The sequence below is a fragment of the Paenibacillus sp. Marseille-Q4541 genome (assembly GCF_018310695.1).
Classification (GTDB): Bacteria; Bacillota; Bacilli; order Paenibacillales; family Paenibacillaceae; genus Paenibacillus.
On record NZ_JAGXCY010000004.1, the window covers coordinates 51,094 to 70,871 of the forward strand.

Here is a 19,778-nt window from a genome sequence, read left to right on the forward strand (position 1 = left end):
TTAACCATTGTCAAGCGCGTACAAAATAACCATTTTAGTATAAACAACATTAAATGCAATTTCAAGGGTAAAACCCTTGCAAGCGGTGCAGGAAAAGTTTTATATCCTATTTTGCATCAAGTCCGCCGGAAACAAATTGCTTAATCGAGCGATAAGCCTGTTCAAATCGGAACCTAACCTCACTCGTAATCCCATACAGTGTGCGTATCTCTTCTTCATTGTGGGAACCGCCCAAACTCTCGGCAACCGCCGCATGAAGAGCAGCAGCCCACATATCCAGCATGGAATCATCGCCTTCCAGCATAGAGCGGTAATCACTTGTCCCAAAAACGGCCATGATATATTGTGACCAAAGTTCTTGAGCGAAATAAAATAACGTAGGCTCATGAACTTCCGTCTGTTCAGCAACAAGTTCTAGAATGCGTATCACTGAATGTGGAAAATCATCCGGCTTCAGAGGAACCGTCTCCACTTCTACTTCGACATTCTCAGTCCCTCTTTGAAGAGTAACGGTCATTTGCGCGCCTCTTTTCCGAAGCGTTTGAAGTACTCGGAACTGGAGCAAAGGATGTAGTTTGCTTTTTTCAAGCCAGTTCTTGAGAGAAGCATCAACGTTTGGCACGTCTACATAAGCGAGCTGATCAAGCGCAAGCATCGTTTGTTCACTTAGAGGTTCTTCCATCACGGTGCTCAGTAATTTATTCGCATACTCCCCGTCCTCAGCTAACTTGTTTCTCGCATTTTGGCGAGCTAGATCTTCTTCACTTTCAATAAGATCTTCTTCTTCCAGCGCGGGATTGTCGTCATCAGAATTTATATATTGAGGAAATGCTGCCCTCAGCCATTCAAGCAGCGCTGCCCATTCATCATAGTTTCGCTGTTCCTGCCCCTGACACTGAAGCAGAAATTCAAGCAAATTAATAGCTTCCACGTAACGTTCATTCTCCAACATAACGGTGAGCTGAATCTGATAAAAATCGAGTGTCTTCGGAAATAGCACAATATTTTTTTCTGTGGTTTGTGAGCTTGTGTCTTTGATTAAGATTACCTCCTCTCTATCGGAAGCTTAAAGCGACTCGTTGATTATATAGAAACCCGTAGTCTATGTATAGCACTAATATATTAGAATAACCTAATACTGAGCAGAAAAAACATCTGATTATCATTTTTATGAAATAAACATATATGGAGAAGAGGACCTTCTTCAATTTTGATTTTAAAACTTATTTATATTTATCCCTTGATCTTATGAATTATATATGTTATGCTCTATTTCGCGCTTGATTTTGTCCCAGTAGCTCAGCTGGATAGAGCAACGGCCTTCTAAGCCGTCGGTCGGGGGTTCGAATCCCTCCTGGGACGTATATTACGAAAAGGCATCCTTTTGGATGTCTTTTTTTATGTCCACTATTTCATAACTACATTTATTGCTGGCTTCTTCTAACAAAACTCATCTCCGTACCGATTCAAAGTATACTTCTTCAAGGGTACAACATAAACGCTATGACCGTGTATATGACACAAAATACAAAAGACAAAAAGCTCCTTTTATAGCCCCCCCGATTTCCTGCTATATCTCCACTCTCTAAAAGCTAAATACCCATGCATTATTATAAATATAAGAAAATATAAGAAAAAATGAGTGGAAGGACCTAAAATAAATTGTACTACCACCGCAAGTGAAATGAAAATTAGGATAAAAATGATATCCAAAATGTTGCTCTGTAACGAAAATGTCTCCCTCGCCTCTTCCTCCGCTTCCTTATCTATAAGGGAAGTATATAGAGCTGCCTCGATGAATTAAAGCTGCAATAGTAAAAAATAAAATAAGAAACGAAACTTTATCCAAAAACAAAGCACCCCTTCTATTTTTTACCAAGATTATATGTTTGATCATACCTGAATTCACCTTCAGAGATAACCCTTATGCGGCTCATCCCCCAGGATATAAAAAAAAGACATCCTAAATGGATGTCTTTTTTACGTTATACGTCCCAGGAGGGATTCGAACCCCCGACCGACGGCTTAGAAGGCCGTTGCTCTATCCAGCTGAGCTACTGGGACATGTTATGTATATATTTTCACGTGCGATATTTATTATATCGTAAAATGACTAAATGTCAAAGTCTTTTTTTAGGTATCATCCTGAGGCAGGCAGGGTAATATGATGTAAATATGATAATCAACAGAGGAGCGTACCAAACTTATGAGACAATTACTATCATCCCTTAGTTATTTCAGCATCTTCTTTGCCCCATTTCTACTCCCGCTCATTGTATGGATTGTTGCGAAAGATGACTATATTTCAGGTCATGCGAAAAAAGCTTTTTTCTCGCATATCTTTCCTTTTCTCGCGGCGATCCCTTTATTAATCTTTATGTTTAATGCGAACCATGCAGCTTCTATTGTCGGATATGTTATCCTTTTTCTTGTTATTTATTTTGGGGCTTTTGTCTACAACATTTATCAAGGCGTTAAAGTGCTTCGAGATTATGCTTAATCCTTCCTGCTAGCAAAAAAAGCAGTTGTTCCTTAGGAACAACTGCTTTTTTCGAGTTTCTACATTAAGTTAAGTAGGAAATAAATACCGTAGCTGTACCAAAATAAACTGACAATGAGAACAAATCATTCAGTGTCGTGATCAGCGGACCCGAGGCTACAGCAGGGTCTACTTTAAGCTTGTATAAAATAATAGGAATGATCGTTCCTGCCATTGTACCAATAATTATGGTCAGAAGAAGAGAAAATCCAATGACGGCCCCCAGAGCAAAACTCATCTGCCAGAATCCTGCGACAAGCGCCACACTAATACCACATACGACACCGATCGTCACGCCGACGAGTAGTTCCCGCCACATAAGACGAGAGATTGTCGATCGATTCATTTTCGTCTGCGGTCCTAATCCCCGAATCACAACAGCCAAAGACTGTGTACCCGTATTTCCTGTCATCCCTGCAATCATCGGCATAAAGAAAGTTAACGCTACAACCTGGCTAACCGTGCCCTCAAATATACTAATGATGCTGCCCGATAACAACCCGAGAAAGAGCAGCATAATGAGCCAAGGAAGACGACGTTTTGCAGCCGTCAGCGGGTGTGTATTAAAATCGATCGTTTTGTCGGTTGCAGACAGTTTGTTAATGTCCTCATTCGCCTCTGCCCGCAGTACGTCGAGCACGTCATCAAAGGTAACGACCCCGATCAGTTTGCCTTGCGGATCTTCAACTGGCATAGAGACAAGGTCATATTGTTCGAATAGATGAGCCACTTCCTCCTGGTCCATATCTGCCGGCACTTTTACCACATTTTCACGCATCAAATTTTCGATGATCTCGGTATCTTGGGCAAGAACCAAATCCCGGTATGTGGTCAGTCCAATCAATTCTTTCTGTTCATTTAGAACGTATAAGTCCTGTATATCATTGGTGAGGTCGGCAAAATGCTTTACTTTCTCGACCGCTTCGCGTACCGAGTATCTCGCATAAAACCACACATAACGGTTGGTCATGATCCCCCCAGCCGTCTCTGGACCAAAGTTCATCAGTTCGCGAACCGTTTCTCTCTCCGTTACCTCCATAATAGAGAGCATGTACTCTCTCATTTCGTCAGGGATCTCGCCCATCAAGTCAGCAAGGTCATCATTGTCCATGCGGTTTAGTACCTGTGCTGCTCTTTCCTTACTAAGTATATAGAGAGCATTCACCTCAACCATTGGAGAAAGCTCGCTTAGCATCCCTGCAAGTGTCTCAATTTCAAGAGCGTTCATAAACTGCGGGCGGTAAGCCTCGCCAAGTTCTTTATAAACGACCGCTAAATCGTAAGGTTCCCATTCGACAAACTCTTCACGCATCTCAGTAATGCGTCCTACCTTAATCGATTCCTCAATGCTTAATGTTAGTTCTGTCAGTTCATCTTCTCTGCTTCGTTTTTCCAATTCTCTCATCGCTACTCACCTTCGATCTCTCTTAATTCAAATGTCATAACACCTTTCTGTTATTCAGTGTGTTTCACAAAACATAATCATTATCACGATAGAAGTTCACTTGTCTATGAGAAAAAACACGATTGTACCTTGTAAGCTTATACCCTATACAAAGAATCGGAAAACAGTGAAAATAACGTATAGTTATTCCTTTCGTTCAAAAGCTTAAGACTAAAGTATGTATTCCTATCTAATACTAATAGACAGCCTCCACCCTTTCAGTAAGAAAGAGTGGAGGCGTCGATTGCAGCCCGGTTATTTGTTCCCGAAGCGCATCGGGTTACGATGTACTTCATGTTGCGTGTTCTTCGCAAGTACTTCATCAGCAAACTCATTATTGAAGTTATAACGGTTTCCCTTGCTTTTCTTGTACTTTGAAGTCACTTTTCAGTTCACCTCCCCGGGTTACAGGAGTATTATGTGTAGAAAAACGACTTCCTATTTCACATTGGCAAATGTATTTATTTCAAATTCTATTTTAGGAGCTTGCTTCGAAGTTCCTGGTTCATGGAACTATAATTTAGCAATGCCTTCATAAAGCCTTCCTTCTCCTGCTCTGCCGTAATATCACCCGTGTTCTCAAAAGCAAACTCCGTTGAATCTTCAAAAGCAGCACTTACGTTGTTGTTATACCAATCCAGTGTAAGATCATGATGGTTGCGCACGACTCTGTGAAGTTCGAGGTTCGACCCATCCTTACTTCCTGTAATGTATAACAACAAGGAAGGATCTCCGGCTTGAGCCGGCTCCACCGCAACTTCCACACAAGAAACTCCATTTAACTCCATTGCCTTTGTTATTTTTGCATTCTGAATAACATACATGGGTTCCTTCTCCTTTGCTAATTAAAGTCCTGTCCACTTTCAGTTGAATTAAATACTTAGATTTACCCGCATTCCCTACAAAAACGTAGGATCATTTACAACATTCCGCACGATTCCATATTGCGACAAATGGCTCCTCGTCTCATTTGTTCCCAGCCGATATATTTCGTTATACACGTTTTGAAGTGCTTCCTCATATAACACATTGACGGAGGCTTCTTCCGTATCAGGCCATGGGAAAACATAACCGGGAAAGGCTTCTTCTTCTTTTTCCTGCATCAAACTTAACAACCCTTGCAGATTTTCTGCTTGTTCGGGCGTTGCTTGAATGATCCACTCATAGGAAGCAGCTCTTTGATCACCCAGAACGGATCGTCCCCCTACCGATACGAAATACAGGCTTTTTTGCAATGTTCATCGCCCCTAACGCATAGTTTTCACCTTTATAGTTTCGGAAGCGGACAGACATTTTATGCCTGAATTCGGCATATATTTGTTATTACTGTGAGAATGGGATTTAAAGGTAGGACCGCTCTCCACACCCTAAGGCAAATTTCTGTGGAAGAAACGACCAGAAAGGATGAACTTCTCATGTGCGGAATTACTGGATTCATACAGTGGAACCATGATCTCACTCAGGACTCAGAACTACTTGTTCGCATGACAGAAAGTATGTCGAATCGAGGGCCGGATGCTGGGGGAACTTGGATATCCGGACCTTGTGCCTTTGGACATCGAAGACTGAGCGTAATGGACCCTGAAAACGGGGCACAGCCGATGATCATGAACCACAGCGACAAACAGTATACACTCGTGTACAATGGAGAGCTCTATAATGCGCCGGAGCTAAAAAAAGAACTAGAACAGCGCGGTCATCGTTTCAAGACCACTTGTGATACAGAGGTGCTTCTGGCAAGCTATGTTGAATGGGGACCGGGATGTGTAGACCGGTTTAATGGTATTTTTGCTTTCGTCATCTGGGATAGTGGACGGGAGCATATTTTTATGGCACGGGACCGTCTCGGTGTAAAACCTCTATTCTACAGTCATCAAGGAGATACACTCGTTTTTGGTTCTGAACCAAAAGCACTTCTCCTTCACCCGGCAGTTGAAGCCGTGGTAGGGCCGGAAGGGCTTGCTGAAATCTTTATTATTGGACCTGCGAGAACACCAGGACACGGCGTTTATTCCTCGATGAAAGAACTTCGTGCAGGTCATGCAGCTATTTTTAGCAGAAATGGTTTCCGCACCTACGCATACTGGAAGCTCGAGAGTAAGCCGCATGAAGATGATGTCGATGCAACGGCAGCAGAAGTTAGACGCCTGCTTGTAGATACGCTGGAGCGCCAGCTCGCTTCGGATGTACCGCTTGGCTCCTTGTTATCCGGCGGTCTCGATTCCAGTGCATTATCTGCACTTGCTGTGAATTATTACAAAAGAACAGGCCAAGGTAACATTGATACTTTCTCCGTTGACTATGTAGATAATGATAAACATTTTAAAGCTCATGCTTTTCAGCCCAACTCCGATGCCCCTTTTATCCAGCGAATGGTCGATGAACTAAAAACCAACCATCATTTTATTGAATTCGATACAGATGAAGTTGTGGAGGCTCTGAATGCAGCCACTCTATCTAGAGATTTGCCGGGGATGACGGATGTCGATTCCTCGCTTTATTTGTTTTGCCGTGAAATTAAGAAAAAAGCAACGGTCGCTATTTCCGGTGAGGCTGCGGACGAAGTATTCGGCGGTTATCCATGGTTCCACCGTGAAGATATGCTGAACTCCGGCACCTTCCCATGGGCGGTCGCTCCCAAAATGAGAGCAAGTCTCTTATCCGCTGATATCGCGGAGTGGACTCGTCCTCTCGAATATTTAAATGATCGGTACTCTGATGCCGTTGCTGAAACTCCGCTTCTTGCAGGCGAAAGCGGGAAAGCGGCTCAAATGCGTGTCATGTCGTATCTGAACATTACCCGCTTCATGCCAACTCTGCTGGATCGTAAAGACCGCATGAGTATGGGAGTGGGTCTGGAAGTCCGTGTCCCTTACTGTGATCATCGACTTGTTGAATATGTATTCAATGTCCCTTGGGAGATTAAAGTCACTGGAGACCGGGAAAAAGGAATCCTGCGAAAAGCACTGGAGGGCATCCTACCCGACGACGTACTCTATCGTAAAAAAAGCCCTTATCCCAAAACACACAATCCGAACTATTTGGCTATGGTCCGCCAACAAATGCTGGAAGTACTCGACGACCCGACTTCACCGGTACTCCCTCTGCTGGATGTCAAGAAGATCAAAGAACTTGCCTCGTCTAAGGATGCTTCCTCGAACTTGCCATGGTTCGGCCAATTAATGTCTGGCCCTCAACTATTTGCCTACCTTACCCAGGTTAACTACTGGCTCAAGACATATAAGGTTTCTATTCGCTGAAATATAGATGCTATATATCAAAAAAAGACCTGCCAATCGGCAGGTCTTTCTCTTCTTGTATATCATATTTGCTTCCACCCAATACGGATTGACTGTTTCAATCAATGTTAGATTTTAAGCTTTTAGCTTGGCCATCAGCTCGCGAAGCGCTGCTCCCCGGTGGCTGATGGCTTGTTTTTGATCCAAACTAAGCTCTGCCATAGTTTTTTCGTACTCTGGCAAATAAAAGAGTGGATCATACCCAAAGCCACCTTCACCCGCACGTTCCGATGTGATGAATCCTTCTACAGAACCGAAGGACTCTACTTTCTTTCCAGTCGAAGGATCGTACAGCACTAACGCACATACAAAACGAGCTGGGCTCAAGAGTGGCTGCTCCGTATCTTCTCCAAGCTGAAGAGATTCAAGGGTGCTAAGCAGCTTCTCATTATTATCCGCATCCGTCGCACCCTCACCGGCATATCTCGCAGAGTATACGCCTGGTGCCCCGTCCAATCGATCCACACATAAGCCGGAATCGTCGGCGAGTACGGGAAGCTGTAAAGCATCCGCTACGGCCTTTGCTTTCTTAAACGCATTATCTGCAAACGTCTCCCCGTCTTCCACCACATCGGGTAAGTCCGGGTAGTCATACATGCTCTTTACTTCTTTCCCAAGTGCAGCAAAGGCATGAGAAAACTCACGGACTTTCCCTTTATTTTTGGTTGCGACAATGAGAATAGGACTATCTAGCTGAAACATGGTAGACTCAGGCCTCCCCAATCCCGCGTGAACCGATTTTCAGCGCGATGGGACCTAGTGTTTCCTTCTGCAGCTTGATCATCTCAAGTACACCGCGCTCTCCAAGACCGAGCAGTTCGTCCAGTTCTTTACGACTGAAAGGTCTGTCCTCGCCCGTACCCTGAAGTTCTACATACTCTCCGCTACCTGTCATGACGATGTTCATATCGACTTTCGCTTTGGAATCTTCTTCATAGTTCAGATCCAGCAAAGCCTCCTGTCCCACCACACCAACACTCACCGAAGCAAGATAATCGGTAATCGGAAACACAGGCAGGCGGTGCTGCTGAGCAATCTTATCGATCGCAATAGCCATTGCAACAAAGGAACCGGTAATAGAAGTCGTGCGGGTTCCTCCATCCGCCTGAATCACATCACAATCAAGCGTAATGGTACGTTCTCCAAGGGCATGCAAATCAACAACTGAACGTAAAGCACGTCCGATGAGGCGCTGAATTTCCATGGTACGTCCAGTTAATTTACCGCGAGCTGCCTCGCGCTGATTCCGGGTTTGTGTTGCCCTAGGAAGCATGGAATATTCGGCTGTCACCCAGCCTTTGCCTTGTCCCTTCATGAAATGCGGTACCTTCTCATCCACAGTGGCTGTGCAAATTACTTTGGTGTCACCCACCTCAATAAATACGGAACCCTCTGCGAATTTGTTGGTACCTGCGGTCATCGTGATCGGCCTTAGCTGTTCACTGGTACGTCCGTTAGATCTCATCTTTTACTGCCTCCTACGTCTTAAGCGTCCTGTAATAGTCCTTATTATTCTACCAAAATGGTCCATCAAAAGCATCCTTTTACGAATCAAGAATTATTCATTAGATTGGAATTTCATTAATATACTCCGGTTTGGTTACCGGTTCGCCATAGTTTTGTTCATCTTCACCCATCACCGTCTTTTGATCATTCATCGTAATTTTCACCTTTGTTTCCGGATTACCTGAGTTATCTGCAACTGTCATGACGACCGACTGCAACAGCTCTGTAGGGATAACCGCGCCTTCTTCAAAGATATCATCCTGCAGGGCTACCGTCACCGTTCCATCTTCCCCAGTAACGACCGAATCTAAAAGGGTCCCTGCTGTCAGCACCATTTCAAGCCCATCGGAATCAGGTCCTTTGATAAGCTCATTCAATGCCGATTTGAGACGGTCATTACTCGGTTCAACCAGCCTTGTCACAGGCACATAGTACTGCACTCCATCCGGTGACAAATCAGTGAAATATACGGTAACTGGACTTGAGTTCGTAGAGAGTGTACTGCCAAGATCGAGATTGATACCCATGCCTCGAGTCAGAGACTGGGCGAGTGGTGTCCCGTTGACTGGCATTTCGTTGAGCTTTTTGCCATCTACCCACAGCTGCACACTCTGTACATCCGGATTTCCAGTTAGTGTCCAGGTTAATGCTTCAAGTATTTGCCGCTCCTCTTCCGGCTTGTATTCCGTAAACTTGGAGTTGAATTCTACGACTGCCAGCTTATTATCTGTATCAATACTTACATCCTTAACTTCCGTTCCTTGTGGCAGTACACCTGTAAACCCTTCTGGTAAATACCCCGAGTAGGCTCCACCTGTTACGAGTGCAGAAAGCTCAGACTCCGCAAAAGTCAAATCTCCGAGTGTAGGTAGTGACATCGATACGGGAGCCAAAAGACCATTCTGATCCTTCAAATAAATCGTAGCTTGTGCCGTTTGAGGGATGCGACCTTCGCCCTCAGCTGCTTTCATCATGGCAGACTCAATAATGGACGGCGGCTGATCAATGGATTCAGAAGTCTGGGATGGGAATATTCCGCACCCAGTAAGCATCACAGGGACCGTAATCAGACCCACTGCAGATATCATTTTAACCTTGCGCTGGAAACGACTCATATTTATAGTCCTCCTAACAATTTTGTACAGATTGTACTACTATGTATACGAGCCCTTGATCAAAAAATAACTAAATTTTATGGAAACGGGATAAACTGTGCTTTGACAAAGGAGTGAACTAGATGACACTGGAAAAAGTGCCTTACAGCCTAAACAGCCGAAAGGTGTCCGATGCAACAAACGAATGGCTGGAAAAACGCGGTGTAAAAATCGAAGAGATTGCCGAGCTTGTCTTCATGCTGCAATCTAAATATTTTCCAGGACTCACGATGGAAGAGTGCATTCATAACGTAGAACAAGTGCTCAAGAAACGCGAAGTACAAAATGCGGTCATTACAGGAATTCAATTGGATATTCTTGCTGAGGAAGGCAAACTGATTCAACCGCTGCAGGATATGATTGAAAATGATGAAGGACTCTACGGGGTAGATGAGGTACTCGCCTTTTCTATCGTTAACGTATATGGCAGTATTGGCTTTACCAATTACGGCTATATCGATAAATTGAAACCGGGGATTCTCAAAAGACTAAATGACAAAAATGACGGTCACATCCATACGTTCCTCGATGATATTGTTGGAGCCGTTGCTGCCTCGGCAAGCAGTAGAATTGCTCATCGCAAACAGGCGGAACGAGAAGCCAAGCTTGGTGGAGATCCCGTAAAAGATGACATGGAAGAGCAAATAAAAAAAGAAAAATAAGCTTACTCAATAAAAAAAGGGACAAGCCTTTCTGATCATGGACCAGCGCATCTAAAAAGAACGAACACGTAATTGAGTGTTTACTCTTCAAGAAGCCTGATAAGCAGAAGGTTGTCCCTTTATATATTTTGCTAAAACCTAGATACGAAAAGCAATGACGATTCGTTTGCTGTCCTCATCCGTTTTCTGACAGACCTTAGCACGATCCTGACGAACGAGTTCATAGAGATGGGCTAACGTCTCTGCCATGGCAAAACGCATCTGATGAATTCCAAATTTCTCTCCAAACAGTGCTACACATACCTCAAACGCAGTCAGGGGCTGACCCGTAAGCATTTTCTCCATCTGTTGAAGACGTTCTCCGTGATGGGCCTTCAGGGTGCCTAAGCGCGACTGATAAGAGACCATAGGATGCCTGTGACCGGGAAAAGCTTTTCGCACTTCTAGCCCCTCCATCCGTTCTAATCCTTCGAGAAAATGTAGCAACGGTTCTGGATCACTACCCGGAAGCAAGCTTACATTGGGCGAAATCTGAGGTAGAACCGCATCTCCACATAGAATCAGCTCTCGCTCTGGATCATAAAATGACAAATGTCCGGGTGCATGCCCAGCAGTTTCAATCGCCTGGAACTTGCGTCCCCCTACCTCAAACGCACCCTCTTCTATGTACTGGACTCTAGGGAATGGCGTAACTTGTGGCTGGAAACTTTCCATATGTGAAAATAGCTGCTCCGCCCACTTCTCGGTCATTCCATGACTCCGAAAAAAATCGGGCAACACCTGATTGATATCTGCCGTTTTTCCCCACATAAACTCGGCTTCCTGATGTGCTCGCTGAGACATCCAAACCTTAGCTCCTGTCTGTTCCTGCATCCAGCCGGCTAGACCGTAATGATCCGGATGATGATGAGTAAGCACAATATCTGTGATCTCATTCGGAGCAATAGAAAGTGCATCCCATACGATCCGCCATTCCTCTTCCGTCTGCTCACTGCGAGGACCAGGGTCCACGATAACAACCCCTGTTTCCCCTCTCCAAAGATAACTATTAACCCATCTTAACGGGTAGGACATGGAAATCTTGACCTGTACTATTTGTTCTTCCTCGTGCATTGTCCATTCAGGCAATTTCATGTTATACCCTCTTTTCTAAACAAATTCGTTTTATGGAAAACGATGATTTCGATTCCTTCTGTTTCAAAATGATACGTGAGGTCGTATAAAAAATCCATAGGTGATTCCTGTTTGTCCCTCTCATAGACCATACTATATAATGTTCGAATAAAGGAATCATACGAGATAATTCAAGACCAAGGAGGTACACCTAATGATCCATATTGGTCTAACGGGCTGGGGTGACCATGATGATCTGTACCTGCCCGGCACCAAATCAAAAGATAAACTGATAGAATACAGCTCCCATTTCCCGGTTGTTGAAGTAGACAGCAGTTTCTATGCCGTACAACCGAAAGAACGGATGGCCAGATGGGCCGAGGAAACACCTGATCACTTCTCATTCATTGTTAAAGCGTATCAGGGGATGACGGGCCACCTTCGTGGCAAACCGTACTTTACAGACGTGGAAAGTATGTATGTTGCTTTTAAAGAATCTCTAGAACCGATGATGGAGTGCGGAAAAATGAAAGCCGTACTTTTTCAGTTTCCCCCTTGGTTTGATTGTACTCGCGAGAATGTAACGATGCTACGCGAAGTCAAAGAACGCATGACAGGGATACCTTGTGCGCTTGAGTTTCGTCATCGAAGCTGGTTTGAAGGGGACATGAAAGAAAAAACACTTGCTTTCATGCGCCGCGAAGGGTGGATTCACAGCATCTGTGATGAGCCAGATGCCGGACAAGGCTCAGTGCCCACCATTCTTTCCGCAACGGATGAAGCCTTATCCATCGTCCGTTTCCATGGAAGAAACGCTTCAGGATGGCATCAAAGTGGAGCCCCGAACTGGAGAGAAGTCAGGTACTTATACCGCTATAACGAAGAGGAACTTACCGACTGGAAGCAAAAATTGAACGAGCTATCTAAGCAGAGCAAGGAAATCAGCATCGTCTTTAATAACAACTCTGGCGGGGATGCTGCTGCGAATGCCAAACAATTGATGACTCTACTCGGCATGTCACCGCAGCCACTCGCTTCAGACATCATCAGGCAGAGGAAGGAAGAGGAACCCGAACAACTGGAACTATTTTAGCTGTCGTGTAGGGCAATAGAAAGAGGGCAAGACGTCCACTGAACGTCTTGCCCTCCTCATTCCTGTCAACGAAAATCCTGATCCTCAAGAAGAACGAGGTGACACGGTTTCAACTTGCGCAGCTCCCGATTTCCTCAGCTCTTTCTGCAAGCGAAGCACCTCTACCCCTGCGAGCAGTACAATACCAATTCCATGGGTATCGTTCAGATTCCAGCCCAGATCATCTTTATAGTAAGCAGCTGTAAAAGAATAACCCGAACCGCGGCAGACGCCGTAGATATTCCCTTTCGCATCAATCGCTACACGAGTTAGCCCTCTCCAGCCTTGAAATACGGCATCTATATACGGGGCAGGCTCCGTAAACCAGCCGTTCCGAATCCCTTTCGCATAAGCATAGACAAACATCGAGGTACAGGAGCTTTCCTCGTAACTGTCAGGTCGGTTCAGCACCTGATGCCACAACCCATTCTCCCCTTGCAAACGAAGATACCCCTCGCACAAATCCCTGTAAAATGACATCAGTTCTGTGCGCTTTGCATGGTGCTCCGGCAAGATATCTAGAAGTTCAGTGAGCGAAAACAGCACCCAACCATTTCCCCGTCCCCACGGAATTCCTGTTGCACTGCCTCTCACGAAGTCATACACATGAGACATGATTTGCAGATTTGGGATATACAGATATTTTCGGAACAGCAGAAATTGCTGAACGGCATCCTCTAAATATCCTGACTCCCCCGTAAGTGCCGCATATCGCGACAGAAAAGGAGTACTCATATACAAATCATCGCACCACATCGTCTCCTGCCGCATTTCTCCACTGCCTCTTTGCCGAAAAAAAGCTCCGTCTGCTAAACGTTCCTGTTCTTCGGAGATATATGCAGCAATGCGGTCCGCCGTCTCTCTTCCATAAGGGATGTCCTGCAAATCCATCGCAGCAAGCATCGTTGCCCCAAAGGAACCACAGTCATCAAGACTGTCGATCGCAGACAGCTGATTATTAATCCCCGCCGCTCCATACACAGCCCTATCCCACAAACCATAATGATCAAAGGTCGTACTGAGAGAAATATGATCTACGCCGTAACGGATATAATCTTCTCTTCCGAGCTCTGTTCCTGTATGAAGAAGGCCAAGTAACGTCACACCAAGCGGATAATTCCATTTGCCGTAATGCGTATTTTCGAGATAAGGTCTAATCGTCGTTTCCGGCTGATCGAGCTCGTAGTACAGCCCTTGTTTGCCATCGTCAAATACACAGTGAACCTCCTGAACCTGTGCAGGGGTCAGATTGGTTTCTGGCGTAAAAGGACCTAAATAAAGAAAAGGTTCACTACTTCCGGCAACTGGATGAGGAGCAAGGAGCTGAACTCCACTGTCCGTCTTCAGCTCCTCTAGATCAAATCCCCACCTAGACGCCCCAGAACCAATACAACTCCCCTTCATGACCAGATGATGAACACCGTATGTTCTCAGAAGTTTCAGTTCCATCTCACCTGTTGATGCCTGTGATTGATAGATTATTTCCCCATCTAGATAAACTGTGATCGGCCCTTCATGCCGACCTCTCCATATCAGAGGGGTGTTGTTTGGCTTATTTACCATCACCTTTGTCCAAGCATAGGCTTCTGCTTGTTGCTTCGTACCATATAACCTCCCGAACACTCCCATACGATGCTCAAGATCAGTCCATTGCTGCCGAGGATACCAGTTCAGACCCGTGTCTTCTTCTCTCATCCCTTGATGAGGTAGATGTAGGGGCGGCTCCTCAAATGCCTCTGAGTACAACCACCCTTCCATTCCATCTCGCTCCTGACTAGGGACAATAAAGTGAAGGGGGAAATTTTTGAATGAACCCGTTCCAAACACACCGCCGAACCCGACATCTGTTTTCACAAACTGAAGGATCACATCATTCCAGCCATACTGGACCGGGATTTGCAAAGCCGTTCGTCTTTCCGGAAACAGTTCTTGATGCAGATCCGACGTAAAAAACAAAGCTCCGTTCACATAAATTTTCACCGGACTATAACAGCTAAGACTCATATTAAGTTTCGTTTCCTGTTGCTGTCCGCTCCATAACTTTCCCCATACATAAGCATAAGTTCCAGTAGTCGCTTCTGGCAGACGATGGCTGAGATCCATCTCATATCTGTAATCCGGGAGCCTTTTGAAACCTTCTTTATGAAAAGCTCGGAAGGTAAACGATTGTTTGGGATTATCGCCAATATAACGTTGTGCAATGGTCTCAAGCACATCTGATATGGAATCAGATACACGGCTAGCTATTGATTCATTTGCATGAAAATATCGGATGAGGATCAGCCCCTTCTGCTTTATTGTAGGAATCCAGGGTCAGTTAAAGCTGAATTACCTAATAAAACTTCACAAGATCATCAATCCGAACCGGAAGGCCGGTACGAATCGCCTTATTCGCAGCAATCCCTGTCAGAATAGAACGTGCGCCATCCACATGATTTGCTGCACGTTCAAATGGATCATGCACGGGCTCGCCAAACAGATCATTTAGAAGGACCGGATCGCCTCCGCCATGTCCGCCTTCGCCTTCCTTCACTTCTACTGGGTACGGTGCATCAAACATCGGAAACACTTTGATGCTGTGGCCTTGTAGTGCACCCTCATTCGCACGATCTCCGCCAGCATTTACATAGGACTGCTCCACGATATTCATTTCAATACGCCCTTTGCTGCCATTAAAAGCGATACGGTATCCTTCCCACGGCATATATGCATTCAGTGAATACGTAAGGACAGCCCGGTTTTTGTATCTGACAAGGACACCCATCGTGTCTTCAATGCTAATTCCGTCTCCAAAAACGTTCTGATCCCGCTGATATCCATCCTCGTGCTCTGCATCCAGATACATCGCCTTTAAAGACTCGTTCTCATCCAGATGCAATGCAAATGGATCATCCTTAGCGAGTTCGCTACCCGTTGCTCGCTGATACGGATGACGCTCTCCGCGTTTCTCGGCATTTTCCTTGCCGTAAAAAAGTAAATCACCAAAAGCAAAGACCGTCTCCGGCTGGGATCCGATCCAGAAGTTAACAAGATCAAAATGATGCGTCGATTTATGTACGAGTAGTCCCCCGCTATTTCGTTTGTCCCGGTGCCATCTGCGGAAATAATCTGCGCCATGACGAGTATTAAGTAGCCATTCAAAGTGAACCGAATGTACATCCCCTATCGTCCCGTTCATGATGAGTTCACGGGCTTTGGTGTGATGCGGGGCATACCTGTAGTTAAAAGTCACCCGCACGTTTCGTCCGGTTCTTTCTACTGCGTCCAAAATTTCCTGGCACTTCTCTTCGTCAACCGTCATCGGCTTTTCTGTAATCACATCACACCCAAGTTCCAGCGCACGGATAATATAGCGATGATGTGTTCGGTCGATGCTAGTGACGATAATGGTATCCGGCCGATGCTTCTCGATCATGTTCTCGAATTCAGTTTCTTTATAAGTAGGGACTTCAGGATAGTTACACTTCTCCTTAAGAACCTCATTGGCATAATTCATTCTTGTCTGATTGGAATCACAAAAGGCGATCAGTTCGGATTGCTCACGAAAATCCTGGGCGAGTGCCGTATAAAAGAATCCGGCTCGCCCCCCTGTACCTACAATTGCATACGTTTTTTTGCTCATTGTATATTACCTCCTAAATCGCCCCTTATTTTGTACTTCGGCAAGTAATAAACGGCTCTCATTGTGTTTTGTTCTCACATCTACTGCAGCATGCTGCTCTTGATCAAAATAAGTCCCTTCGAGGAGTCCGATTAAAGTTCCGGTGACTCTCACTTCCAACTGATTGTCTCCCTCACATAGAAGGGATGTACTTCCCTCCCAGAAGTAAGGTGACCAAGCACGAATACCTAGAGACTTGCCATTCACTAATACCTCTACGACATCCTGTATCCGAAAGTCGGAGAACAACAGTTCAAATTGGTCTACTTCTTTCCCTTCCGAAGCTCTGTAGTTAAAGGTCTGTTCCAAACGATAGGTCCCAGAATAATAAGGAAAACCAACGATTGGCTCTGGGAGTAGCGCATCGGTATACTCCGGCAATTTTGCCAGGACTGACTTTCCGTCCTCGTAATATACACCGAAGGAACCAGACAACATGAGTGGGTCAACAACGCCATCATGGTCTTTGGTAATTTCAATTTGAATGGTAATTTCGTTTGTGCCAATCTGCAGGTAAGGAGCAATATCTGCCCCCTTGTTGTTATAATCCGTGATACAGACAGCTGAAAAATCGGACGGGCATAGACGATGCTGATTCACTTCGATGACATACTCCCCTGAAATAGCGTTCTGATCAAAAAACAGAAGACAGGTTTGCTCTTTTCTTTTACATTCCAGTTGAGATACATAAGTGGCACGTAGTGGATAGGCTAATTTCGCTTTCTTCGGTGTACCGAATACTTGATCAAATCGTAGTGGTAAGCCGCTTCCAGCATCACCGGCTACCTGCTCAATGAAAGTTTTGGTCTGTACTTTCAGGTCCTGAATATGTACCTGTCCCTGTGCGCCTGTAACGGTCAAAATAAACTCGCCTATTCGCAGTTTGTTGTCTTGCTCTGGAGTCACTTTCCATTGCCCTCTGACAGGAAGTTCAATGCGATGACGACTTGGCAAGATTACTTCATCAGGTGATGAGGCCTCCACCTTTGCTGGTACAACATCCAAGAGGAAGATCACTGCTTCATAAGGAGCCAGCGTTACTTGCATTTCATATTGTTCTTTTCCTAATGGATCTGTTGAAGAAAGAATGACCGGTATCTCTTCGCTCGCTTCTCCTGTACGCAGTGACAAGTTCCGAACCGTTACTTCGGTCTTACTGATCTCCTTATTTGTTGTCTCTAGTCGGTCCAGTAGTACTTTCAAATCAATCTGTACATGACCTTGTAAGGTTTCCCCTTCCTGATTAGTCAGGAACAAAAAAGCCTGATGCTCGGAAATGATCCGGAACTGCTGGAGTACTGTCAGGGTATCATTCTCCAACTTCAACACGGCCGCATCACTCACCCATTCATTGAGCTTCGGAAGAAGTAACTTCGGTATCTTTTCTTCCATGGACAAGTCCGAGGGGAGCGAGTGAACATGCTCTTTTTTACAAAACTCTTCCCAATCCTCTACCGTAGGAGATCCTGGCTGTACGGATTCGACAGGAAGCTGCCCGGTCGTAATCAATTTTCCACCTGAAGCTACGAATACCTCGATCTGTTCCCAAGCTGCTGCTTCAAGATTCATCATTGGAGGCAAAATCAGTACCTCATAAGATGCCGTACCAATCGCAATCTTCCCATCTTCGATCTGTGCTTCTGCCAGCAGTTCTGGATCGAGATGATCATAATCACGGCGATAGCGAAGTAACTGATTCGAGAGTGCGAGCCAGTCAGACTTCAGCTGATCCAGCAGCTGTCGCTCCTTCTCAACTTCTCCCCCATATTGGAAGCCATGCAGCGGGTTGCCCATCAGCGTCCAAAACGTCGTCGTAGGATCTAGCAAGGCTATTCGAATATCAGCCCTCCCTTCACTCATCAAGTAACTGATGCGTCCAACATAATCACCGAGCTGTCGGAAATAAGGCCAATACGGATTTTGCAAAAATTGCGATGGTGGCGCATCATGTTTCGCAAGCCCGCCAATCGTATAGAAAAACGCGTGAAAATTATAAAAATTAGTTCCAAGCGCAGCCATTCGGTCAATCATCCACTTCGCATCCTGCAATGTCATGGACCAGCCTACACTGTGAAAGCATTCAATCATATTACGGGGTCTGCCTAGCTGGCGGGCAAGGGAACTTACCATCTTCGGATTGTCCCGCATGTTTAGTCCATATCGCTCCAGAATATAGGCTAGAGAACGGCCGGTTTTTTCATGGGCAGAATCTCCTCCCGGCAGATGACTATAGAGCTGGGTTGTCATCCGTAAGGAAGGAACTTCGGCTGCATATTGAATACCAGCCTGTTCACAGAAATCATGGGCTTGCTTGTGGACTGACTTTCGTAACAGCAAATGAACCGATTGAAAAAAGTCATAACGAGTTTGTTTTGCCTGCGGCACATCGCTTCGCAGCAAAGCGGGAAGTTGTTCCAGCAGGTCATAACCCATGCTCTCCTTGAAAAAGGAGGGTAACTGGGGAGACCAAGGGATACGACCAAGAGGAGCAATTTCGTCCGTGAACATTCCTTTGATCACTGTTCCAAAATCTTCTCCAAGCTCTTCCTGATATCGCTCATGTGTCAGCTGAATAAAACGTTTCATTGCCTTCTCATTCAGCGGATCCACAAAATTACCGTAATATTTAAAATCATCAATCTCTTGTTCCATGAAAATGAAGATCTCATAATTCCCTTCAGGCACTGCCCATTCCAGACAGAAAGCGGTCTCATAAGTAAAGAAGCGTTTGCGATTATACGAAGTAAGTCCTGTTTCCTGATATATCTGATCTAATTGGACATTTCCGATCTGTTTCCGCAGTTCAATCGCCTTATCCCATTGATGCTTCCCATCCGTGCTGATCGGGACTGCTTTTGCATACAGAATTACAGCCCAAGGCAAGGTCCATGACACGCTTTCGCCATGGCTGACCTTACCGCTGTGATGAACGAGCATACGCTGCTTCGCTTCCGGCATCTCAAGGGTCACTTCGCCCCCTGCCATACCGCTTGGATACGGATATTCATCATACAGCCAAACCTGCATCCCTTTTGACTTTGCTTCCTGGACAGCAAACCGTACCTTATCAAACCAAGACTGTGAGAGATAAGGGATGGTGAGTCCCTGTCTCGCACAGATAAAAAAACCGCCTACTCCCTGCTTTGCCATCTCATCAATCTGGTGACGGATCTGCTCATCATCCATCTCACCATTCCAGAACCAGAAAGGATGAACACGATATTCATTCCCTGGATTCTGGAATGTTTCGGCATTCCACATCCTGACA

Annotated in this window: 17 protein-coding genes and 2 tRNA genes; 5 read left to right on the plus strand and 14 right to left on the minus strand. The window is 45.3% G+C overall.

Annotated features, from left to right (window positions below):
• Positions 1–106: 106 nt before the first annotated feature.
• On the minus strand, positions 107–1,045 hold the full coding sequence (locus KFT32_RS06505; RefSeq protein ID WP_211746590.1) for a hypothetical protein: 939 nt from the start codon (positions 1,043–1,045) through the stop codon (positions 107–109).
• A gap of 243 nt (positions 1,046–1,288) precedes the next feature.
• Here KFT32_RS06505 and KFT32_RS06510 point away from each other — a divergent pair.
• Positions 1,289–1,362: transfer RNA gene (locus KFT32_RS06510), tRNA-Arg, on the plus strand.
• 186 nt (positions 1,363–1,548) lie between these two features.
• On the opposite strand, the gene KFT32_RS27660 is transcribed toward KFT32_RS06510, so the two are convergent.
• Both KFT32_RS27660 and KFT32_RS06520 read right to left on the minus strand, forming a co-directional pair.
• Positions 1,549–1,713, minus strand: a complete 165-nt coding sequence (locus KFT32_RS27660) for a DUF4181 domain-containing protein (protein WP_211746338.1) — start codon at positions 1,711–1,713, stop codon at positions 1,549–1,551.
• A 277-nt stretch (positions 1,714–1,990) separates the two neighbouring features.
• Positions 1,991–2,064: transfer RNA gene (locus KFT32_RS06520), tRNA-Arg, on the minus strand.
• Between the two features lie 142 nt (positions 2,065–2,206).
• Here KFT32_RS06520 and KFT32_RS06525 point away from each other — a divergent pair.
• Positions 2,207–2,500: a magnetosome magnetite crystal formation protein family gene (locus tag KFT32_RS06525; RefSeq protein ID WP_211746339.1), complete on the plus strand. Its 294-nt coding sequence runs from the start codon at positions 2,207–2,209 to the stop codon at positions 2,498–2,500.
• A 64-nt stretch (positions 2,501–2,564) separates the two neighbouring features.
• On the opposite strand, the gene mgtE is transcribed toward KFT32_RS06525, so the two are convergent.
• The 4 genes from mgtE to KFT32_RS06540 all read right to left on the minus strand — a co-directional run bounded on the left by mgtE (position 2,565) and on the right by KFT32_RS06540 (position 5,218).
• Positions 2,565–3,944, minus strand: a complete 1,380-nt coding sequence (mgtE, locus tag KFT32_RS06530) for a magnesium transporter (protein WP_211746340.1) — start codon at positions 3,942–3,944, stop codon at positions 2,565–2,567.
• Between the two features lie 294 nt (positions 3,945–4,238).
• On the minus strand, positions 4,239–4,367 hold the full coding sequence (locus tag KFT32_RS27415; RefSeq protein WP_283246417.1) for a hypothetical protein: 129 nt from the start codon (positions 4,365–4,367) through the stop codon (positions 4,239–4,241).
• 89 nt (positions 4,368–4,456) lie between these two features.
• A complete protein-coding gene (locus tag KFT32_RS06535) occupies positions 4,457–4,807 on the minus strand; it encodes a hypothetical protein (RefSeq protein WP_211746341.1) in 351 nt (116 codons plus the stop codon).
• A 75-nt stretch (positions 4,808–4,882) separates the two neighbouring features.
• Complete coding sequence (locus KFT32_RS06540; protein WP_211746342.1) at positions 4,883–5,218, minus strand: hypothetical protein; 336 nt, start codon at positions 5,216–5,218, stop codon at positions 4,883–4,885.
• Between the two features lie 180 nt (positions 5,219–5,398).
• On the opposite strand from KFT32_RS06540, the gene asnB reads away from it, so the two are divergent.
• Positions 5,399–7,243, plus strand: coding sequence for an asparagine synthase (glutamine-hydrolyzing) (asnB, locus tag KFT32_RS06545; RefSeq protein ID WP_211746343.1), 1,845 nt, complete (start codon positions 5,399–5,401; stop codon positions 7,241–7,243).
• Positions 7,244–7,357: 114 nt separating this feature from the next.
• Here the strand turns inward: asnB and KFT32_RS06550 are convergent, their stop codons facing one another.
• From KFT32_RS06550 to KFT32_RS06560, 3 genes are all read right to left on the minus strand, one after another.
• Entirely contained in the window at positions 7,358–7,984 is a 627-nt protein-coding gene (locus KFT32_RS06550) for an XTP/dITP diphosphatase (RefSeq protein ID WP_211746344.1), read from the minus strand.
• 7 nt (positions 7,985–7,991) lie between these two features.
• Entirely contained in the window at positions 7,992–8,747 is a 756-nt protein-coding gene (gene rph, locus KFT32_RS06555) for a ribonuclease PH (protein ID WP_211746345.1), read from the minus strand.
• A gap of 100 nt (positions 8,748–8,847) precedes the next feature.
• The gene (locus tag KFT32_RS06560) at positions 8,848–9,903 is read right to left on the minus strand and encodes a GerMN domain-containing protein (RefSeq protein WP_211746346.1); all 1,056 of its coding nucleotides are present in this window, start codon (positions 9,901–9,903) and stop codon (positions 8,848–8,850) included.
• Between the two features lie 122 nt (positions 9,904–10,025).
• Between KFT32_RS06560 and KFT32_RS06565 the strand changes: the two genes are divergently transcribed.
• Complete coding sequence (locus KFT32_RS06565; protein ID WP_211746347.1) at positions 10,026–10,604, plus strand: phosphatidylglycerophosphatase A family protein; 579 nt, start codon at positions 10,026–10,028, stop codon at positions 10,602–10,604.
• 138 nt (positions 10,605–10,742) lie between these two features.
• Here KFT32_RS06565 and KFT32_RS06570 read toward each other — a convergent pair whose 3' ends face one another.
• Positions 10,743–11,738 (minus strand): MBL fold metallo-hydrolase, encoded by a 996-nt coding sequence (locus KFT32_RS06570; protein ID WP_211746348.1) that lies wholly within the window; start codon positions 11,736–11,738, stop codon positions 10,743–10,745.
• A 193-nt stretch (positions 11,739–11,931) separates the two neighbouring features.
• Here KFT32_RS06570 and KFT32_RS06575 point away from each other — a divergent pair, with 193 nt between their 5' ends.
• Positions 11,932–12,810, plus strand: coding sequence for a DUF72 domain-containing protein (locus KFT32_RS06575; RefSeq protein WP_211746349.1), 879 nt, complete (start codon positions 11,932–11,934; stop codon positions 12,808–12,810).
• A gap of 84 nt (positions 12,811–12,894) precedes the next feature.
• Here KFT32_RS06575 and KFT32_RS06580 read toward each other — a convergent pair whose 3' ends face one another.
• The 3 genes from KFT32_RS06580 to KFT32_RS06590 all read right to left on the minus strand — a co-directional run bounded on the left by KFT32_RS06580 (position 12,895) and on the right by KFT32_RS06590 (position 19,771).
• Positions 12,895–15,063, minus strand: coding sequence for a glycoside hydrolase family 88/105 protein (locus KFT32_RS06580; protein ID WP_349304872.1), 2,169 nt, complete (start codon positions 15,061–15,063; stop codon positions 12,895–12,897).
• 118 nt (positions 15,064–15,181) lie between these two features.
• The gene (locus KFT32_RS06585) at positions 15,182–16,471 is read right to left on the minus strand and encodes a Gfo/Idh/MocA family oxidoreductase (RefSeq protein WP_211746350.1); all 1,290 of its coding nucleotides are present in this window, start codon (positions 16,469–16,471) and stop codon (positions 15,182–15,184) included.
• Positions 16,472–16,477: 6 nt separating this feature from the next.
• Positions 16,478–19,771 carry a glycosyl hydrolase gene (locus KFT32_RS06590; protein ID WP_211746351.1) on the minus strand — a complete coding sequence of 1,098 codons (3,294 nt, stop codon included), beginning with the start codon at positions 19,769–19,771 and terminating at the stop codon, positions 16,478–16,480.
• Positions 19,772–19,778: the final 7 nt, after the last annotated feature.